Origin of the sequence: Sphingomonas sp. CCH9-F2, from assembly GCF_001556735.1 — a bacterium.
In the GTDB taxonomy this organism is placed as follows: Bacteria; Pseudomonadota; Alphaproteobacteria; order Sphingomonadales; family Sphingomonadaceae; genus Sphingomonas; species Sphingomonas ginsenosidimutans.
Genome location: NZ_LSJO01000264.1, coordinates 1 through 6,531, shown reverse-complemented (window position 1 = coordinate 6,531; position 6,531 = coordinate 1). Strand labels below are relative to the sequence as shown.

Sequence of the window (6,531 nt, the reverse complement as noted above, 5' to 3'; positions counted from 1 at the left end):
CGGGCTCGCGGCGGGGCAGGGGCGGATGATCGGCGACCTGGACCTGCTGGTGCCGCGTGCCGCGCTGGCCGATGTCGAGCGCGCGTTGCTGGCGGCGGGGTGGGAATGGGCCAAGCCCGATGCCTATGACGACGTGTATTACCGGCGGTGGATGCACGAGCTGCCGCCGCTGTTGCACCGCGACCGCGACCGGTTGATCGACGTTCACCACACGATCCTGCCCCCCACCGCGCGGATCACGCCCGACGCCGAGGCGCTGCTGGAGGGGGCGCGACCGTTGGGCAATGGCCTGTCGATCCCGGCACCCGAGGACATGGTGGTCCATGCCGCGATCCACCTGCTGGCGGACGGCGATCTGGCGGGGGGATTGCGCAACCTGTGGGATATCGACCGGCTGCTGTTCGAATTCGGCGAGGAGGACGGCGCCTTCTGGTCGCGGCTGCGCGCGCGCGGGGCGCTGCATCAGGCGGGCGGGGTGGTGGCGCGCGCGGTGCGATTGTCGCACGCGCTGTTCGCGACCGCGGTGCCGGACGATTGGCGCGGCGGGCGCGCGAGCGATGCGTGGTTTCGCCGCCGCCTGCTGGCGCGGGACGAATGGGGGCGCGAAACGCGCGCGGCGACGCGGGCGGCGTTCTATGTCCGGTCGCACTGGATGCGGATGCCCCCGCCGTTACTGGCGCGGCATCTGGCGATCAAGGCGTGGAAGCGCGTCGTGCCCGCACGATCCTGACGACCACCAGCACGCCGATGATGACTGCGGTATCGGCTATCCAGTCCATGATGTCGCAATCGCGGTGCAGCGACGGGATCGACTGCAACACCTCGATCAGCGCGCCCAGGAACGACAGCCGTTCGCCGATCCGCAGCAGCGATTCGCGCGGGAAGGCCAGGCAGTAGAGGATCGTCAGCGTCCCGAACGCGGTCATGTGCTGGATCTTGTCGTTCACCTCCAGCACGTTGGGCGGATGCGGCAGCAGCGCCATCACGACGGCGAAGATCGCCGCGGCGAGCAGTGCGAGACGGAACAGGGAGGTGTAACGGGTCAAAGGCGTTCCAATGTCGGGATCAGCTGGTCGAAGCCGTCGATGATCGCATCGGCGCCCAGTTCCTCGACCGGCTGCATCAGGAATCCGAAGCGGCAGGCGACCGCCGGGATGCCGGCGGCATGCGCGGCGGCGACGTCGAAGATCGAATCGCCCACGAACGCCGCGCTTCCGCCGCCGCAGCGTTCGATCATCGCGTCGATCGGCATCCGGCTGGGCTTGCCGTTGCCCGGCCCCATCGTGTCGCCGCCGATGATGCAGCCGAAGCGGTCGGTCAGCCGCAGATCGCCCAGCACGGCGCGCGCGAAGCGTTCCAGCTTGTTGGTGACGATCGCCAGCTTGACGCCCATCGCGGCAAGCCGCTCGAGCGTGTCGAGCGCATGGGGATAAGGCTGCGTCAGGCGGGAGATGTTCGCCTCGTAATAGTCCAGCAGGCGGCGGTGGAGCACGTCCAGTTCGGCATCGTCGCACCCCCCGGTCGCGGCCATCCCCTGTGCCAGCATGTGGCGCGCGCCGCCGCCGATCATCGGCTTCACCTGTTCCACGGTCAGCAGCGGCCGGCCGGCGGACGCGAGCGCGTGATTGACCGCGGCGGCCAGATCGCCCGACGTATCGAGCAGCGTGCCGTCGAGGTCCAGTCCGATGATGTCGAAGCGAAGATGGGCCATGTGGCGCCCGCGTTGCCCGCGCGCACTGGAATTGGCAAGCGGACGGTGGCAGGGCGTGCGATCATGACGACCACCTCTGTCGCTTCCGCCGTCGCGCCCCGCCCCGTGGCCATCGTGGTCCTTGCCGCCGGCAAGGGCACCCGGATGAAATCCGACCTGCACAAGGTCCTGCACCCGATCGCCGGGCGGCCGATGCTGCTCCACCTGCTGGACAGCGCCGCGGCGCTTGCGCCCGAACGGGTTGTGGCGGTGGTGGGCGCGGGGCGCGAGCAGGTGGAGGCGGCGGTCGCGCCGCTGGGCGCCGCGATCGCGCATCAGGCCGAACAGCTGGGCACCGGCCATGCGGTAATGCAGGCGGAGGCGGCGTTGGCGGGGTTCGACGGCGACGTGCTGATCCTGTACGGCGACGTCCCGCTGGTCGGCACCGCGACGATGCGCGCGATGCTGGACCGGCTGAACGCCGCCGACGCGCCCGCGGTGGTCGTGCTGGGCTTCCGCCCCGCCGATCCGGGCGCTTATGGTCGGGTCATCGTCACGCCGGGCACCGACCGGGTCGAGCGGATCGTCGAGTTCAAGGATGCCGGCCCGGCCGAGCGGGCGGAGACGCTGTGCAATTCGGGGCTGATGGCGGCGCGTTCGGCGGACCTGTTCGCGCTGCTGGGGCGGCTGGGCAATGATAATGCGGCGGCCGAATATTATCTGACCGACATCGTCGCGCTGGCCGGCGGCGCCGCCGCGATCGAGGTGTCGGCCGATGAGGTGGCTGGCGTCAACAGCCGTGCCGAACTCGCGGGTGTGGAGGCCGCGTGGCAGCAGGCGCGGCGCGCGCGCGCGATGGCGGAGGGCGCGACGCTGATCGCGCCGGAGACGGTGTGGTTCGCGCACGATACGCAGCTGGGCCGCGACGTCGTGATCGAGCCGAACGTCGTCTTCGGCCCCGGCGTGACCGTGGCCGACGGCGTGACCATCCATGCGTTCAGCCATCTGGAGGGCGCGCGCGTCGAGCGAGGCGCGGAGCTTGGCCCCTATGCGCGGCTGCGCCCCGGCGCGGTGATCGGCGCCAACGCCAAGGTCGGCAATTTCGTGGAGATCAAGAAAGCGACGCTGGGCGCGGGCGCGAAAGCCAACCACCTGTCGTATATCGGCGACGCCGATGTGGGGGCGAAGGCGAACATCGGGGCGGGTACGATCACCTGCAACTACGACGGTTTCTTCAAGTATCGCACCGTCATCGGGGAGGGCGCGTTCGTCGGTTCCAATTCCGCGCTGGTCGCGCCCGTATCGATCGGCAAGGGCGCGATCGTCGGGGCCGGTTCGGTGGTTGTCCGGGATGTTACCGATGATTCACTTGCGGTGGCGCGCGGCCGGCAGGAAGAGCGCGGTGGTTGGGCGGCACGGTTCCGTGCGGCGATGAAAGCCAAGAAGGACGGCAAGTAAGATGTGCGGCATCGTAGGCATCCTGGGCACGGACGACGTGGCCGACCGCTTGCTCGACGGACTGAAGCGCCTGGAATATCGCGGATACGATTCCGCCGGCATCGCCACCGTGGTGGACCGCGCGATCGAGCGGCGGCGCGCATCGGGCAAGCTGGTCAACCTGGCCAAGGAACTGGCCGCACATCCACTGCCCGGCACGACCGGGATCGCGCACACGCGCTGGGCGACGCATGGCGGCCCCACCACCAACAATGCCCACCCCCATGCCACCGGCGAGGTGGCGGTAGTGCACAACGGCATCATCGAGAATTTCAAGGCGCTGCGCGAGGAATTGCAGGCGCGCGGCCGCACCTTCACGAGCGAAACCGATACCGAGGTGGTCGCGCATCTGGTGAGCGAGAAGGTCGAGGCCGGCCTGTCGCCTGAAGATGCGGTGCGCGAGGTGCTGCCGCGGTTGCACGGTGCGTTCGCGCTGGCGATCCTGTTCCGCAGCCACCCCGACCTTTTGATCGGCGCGCGGCTCGGCTCGCCGCTGGTGGTCGGGTACGGCGATGACGAAACATATCTCGGCTCCGACGCGCTCGCGCTGGCGCCGCTGACGCAGCGGATCGCCTATCTGGAAGAGGGCGACTGGGTGGTGTGCACCCGCGACGGCGCGCAGGTGTACGATCGCGACAACCAGCCGGTCGAGCGGCCGGTCACCATCTCCGGCGTGACCGGCGCGCTGATCGACAAGGGCAACCACCGCCACTTCATGCAGAAGGAGATCTACGAACAGCCGATCGTGGTCGCCCAGACGCTGCGCGGCTATCTCCATCGCTTCGACGGGCAGGTGGCGCTGCCGATCCCGGATTTCGACCTGTCGGGCATCCGCCGCGTGACGATCGTCGCGTGCGGCACCAGCTTCTACGCCGGGATGGTCGCCAAATACTGGTTCGAGCAGTTCGCGCGCGTCCCCGTCGACCTCGATGTCGCCAGCGAGTTCCGGTATCGCGCGCCGGTGATGGAGGAGGGCGGCCTGGCGCTGTTCATCAGCCAGTCGGGCGAGACCGCCGACACGCTGGCCGCGCTGCGCCATGCCAAGTCCGAAAAGCAGACGATTGCGGTCGTCGTCAACGTGCCGACCAGCACGATGGCGCGCGAGGCCGACCTGCTGCTGCCGACCCACGCCGGGCCGGAGATCGGCGTCGCTTCCACCAAGGCGTTCACCTGCCAGCTGGCGGTGCTGGCGGCGCTGGCCGCCAATCTTGCCAAGGCCAAGGGGCGGCTGAGCGAAGCGGAGGAGCGCCAGATCGTCCGCCACCTGGCCGAGGCGCCCGCCGCGATCAACGGCGCGCTGGCCTATGACGAATCGATCGAGGCGATGGCGGGCACGATCGCGGGCGCGCGCGACGTTTTGTACCTGGGACGCGGCACCGATTATCCGCTGGCACTGGAAGGCGCGCTGAAGCTGAAGGAAATCAGCTATATCCATGCCGAAGGCTATGCCGCCGGCGAGATGAAGCACGGCCCGATCGCGCTGATCGACGAAAGCGTGCCCGTCGTGGTGATCGCCCCGTCCGGCCCGCTGTTCGACAAGACCGTCAGCAACATGCAGGAAGTGCAGGCGCGCGGCGGCAAGGTCGTCCTGATCAGCGATTATGACGGCGTGGTCGCGGCCGGTGACGGCTGTATCGCGACGATCACCATGCCCAAGGTGCACCCGCTGATCGCGCCGATCGTCTATGCGGTGCCGGTGCAGCTGCTGGCTTATCACGTCGCGGTCGCCAAGGGCACCGACGTCGATCAGCCGCGCAACCTGGCGAAAAGTGTCACGGTGGAGTGATGCGCGATGGACCTGTTGCTTGTCGAGGATGATGCCGATTACGCCGATACGCTGCGCTCGGAGCTGACCGCGCTCGACCATCGCGTCGTGGTGGCGCCGACCGGCCCCGCCGCGCTGGTGGAGGTGGAGCGCGACCGGTTCGACGCAGTGATCCTGGACCGTATGCTGCCGCATCTGGACGGTGCATCGGTGGTGCGGCGGCTGCGCGACAACGGCCATCGCCTGCCGGTGCTGATGCTGTCCGCGCTCGGCCAGTCGGACCAGAAGATCGACGGGCTGGAATCCGGTGCGGACGATTATGTGGTGAAGCCCACGCCGGCGGCGGAGCTGGACGCGCGGATCAAGGCGCTGGTGCGTGCGCGCGCATGGACCGACGACGGTGCCGAGACGCTGCGCGCGGGCGATATCACGATCAGCCCCGGCCAGTTCCGCGCGTGGCGCGACGGTCGTCCGCTGGACCTGGCCAAGCTGGAGTTCAAGCTGCTGACCGAGCTGGCGCGGCACGCCGGCAGTTTCCTGACGCGCGCGATGCTGCTCGAGCGGGTGTGGGGCTATGATTTCGAACCGGCCACCAACATCGTCGATGCGCAGGTGCGGATGCTGCGCCGCAAGCTGACCGCGGACGGCGCCGACGACCCGATCGTGACGAAGCGCGGCATCGGTTACATGCTGCGCGGCTGAGGCGCGCGCGATGGCGTCGCTGCGCGCGCTGACCGCCGTGTTCCTGGGCGCGTTCGGCGCGGCGACGGTCGCGACCGGCTATACCACCTATACCGCGACAAGCGGTGCGATCGTCCGGCTGGTCGACGAGCGGGTCGAGGCCGTCAGCCGCGTCCTGCTGAGCGAGGCGCGGCCGGGCGATGCGGCGACGATCCTTCAGGGGATCGACGCCTTCGCCCGGCGGCGCGACAGCGGCGACATTGGTTTCGAGCTACGCGACGCGCGCGGGCGACGGCTGGGCGGGAACGTGATCGTCGGGCGCGCGCTGCCGATCGGCACCTTCGACCTGCGCGAGGGCGACGGGATCGCCGGGCTGACCGCGGGGCACGCGCTGGTGCGCGACGCAGGCGGTGGGTTGCGGCTGGTGACGATCGCGGAGACCGAGCCGATCGACGGGCTGGATGCGGCGCGGCTGCGCATCTACCTGATCGGCTTCGGCGCGATGGTGTTGATCGTGATGGTCGGAACGGGGGCGTTCGGACTGCTGGTCCGCCGCCGCATCGCGGAGGTGCGCGCCACCGCCGAGGCGATCATCGATGGCGACATGGCGCGCCGCGTCCCCGTCGACCCGCGCGGCGGCGTGTTCGCGGCGCAGGCGGTGGCGTTCAACCGGATGCTGGACCGGATCGCGGCGCTGCTGGAAAGCGTGCGCAACGTCAGCAGCGATATCGCGCACGACCTGCGCACCCCGCTGGCGCGGCTGCACGCGCGGTTGACCCGGCTGGCCGGGCAGGCGAGTTCGGCAGAGATCGCCGACGAGCTGGATGAGGCATTGGCGCAATGCGACGAGTTGATGGCGATGTTCGCCGCGATCCTGCGCATCGCCGAGGTGGAAGGC

6 protein-coding genes and 1 pseudogene are annotated in these 6,531 nt (G+C 69.5%); 5 read left to right on the top strand and 2 right to left on the bottom strand.

What is annotated here, in order from left to right; translation table 11 throughout:
• Positions 1-730, top strand: a 730-nt coding sequence (locus AX685_RS07830) for a nucleotidyltransferase family protein (protein WP_066487245.1), incomplete at its 5' end; no start/stop codon positions are given.
• Here AX685_RS07830 and AX685_RS07825 read toward each other — a convergent pair.
• Both AX685_RS07825 and AX685_RS07820 read right to left on the bottom strand, forming a co-directional pair.
• Positions 693-1,046, bottom strand: coding sequence for a hypothetical protein (locus AX685_RS07825; RefSeq protein WP_156445720.1), 354 nt, complete (start codon positions 1,044-1,046; stop codon positions 693-695). The two genes, AX685_RS07830 and AX685_RS07825, sit on opposite strands and share 38 nt — an antisense overlap.
• The gene (locus AX685_RS07820) at positions 1,043-1,711 is read right to left on the bottom strand and encodes an HAD-IA family hydrolase (protein WP_066487241.1); all 669 of its coding nucleotides are present in this window, start codon (positions 1,709-1,711) and stop codon (positions 1,043-1,045) included. The genes AX685_RS07825 and AX685_RS07820 overlap by 4 nt, the downstream gene beginning before the upstream one ends.
• Positions 1,712-1,774: 63 nt before the next feature.
• On the opposite strand from AX685_RS07820, the gene glmU reads away from it, so the two are divergent.
• The 4 genes and pseudogenes from glmU to AX685_RS07800 all read left to right on the top strand — a co-directional run.
• Entirely contained in the window at positions 1,775-3,148 is a 1,374-nt protein-coding gene (gene glmU, locus AX685_RS07815; RefSeq protein ID WP_066487239.1) for a bifunctional UDP-N-acetylglucosamine diphosphorylase/glucosamine-1-phosphate N-acetyltransferase GlmU, read from the top strand.
• A gap of 1 nt (position 3,149) precedes the next feature.
• Entirely contained in the window at positions 3,150-4,973 is a 1,824-nt protein-coding gene (gene glmS, locus AX685_RS07810; RefSeq protein WP_066487237.1) for a glutamine--fructose-6-phosphate transaminase (isomerizing), read from the top strand.
• A 6-nt stretch (positions 4,974-4,979) separates the two neighbouring features.
• On the top strand, positions 4,980-5,654 hold the full coding sequence (locus tag AX685_RS07805) for a response regulator transcription factor (RefSeq protein ID WP_066487234.1): 675 nt from the start codon (positions 4,980-4,982) through the stop codon (positions 5,652-5,654).
• Positions 5,655-5,664: 10 nt separating this feature from the next.
• Positions 5,665-6,531: pseudogene (locus tag AX685_RS07800) on the top strand (two-component sensor histidine kinase); the annotation flags it as partial.

Excerpts from the sequence above, each read along its gene's own strand:
- AX685_RS07820 (WP_066487241.1), bottom strand. The coding sequence starts at position 1,711 with ATGGCCCATCTTCGCTTCGACATCATCGGACTGGACCTCGACGGCACG.
- glmS (WP_066487237.1), top strand. The coding sequence starts at position 3,150 with ATGTGCGGCATCGTAGGCATCCTGGGCACGGACGACGTGGCCGACCGC.
- glmU (WP_066487239.1), top strand. The coding sequence starts at position 1,775 with ATGACGACCACCTCTGTCGCTTCCGCCGTCGCGCCCCGCCCCGTGGCC.
- AX685_RS07805 (WP_066487234.1), top strand. The coding sequence starts at position 4,980 with ATGGACCTGTTGCTTGTCGAGGATGATGCCGATTACGCCGATACGCTG.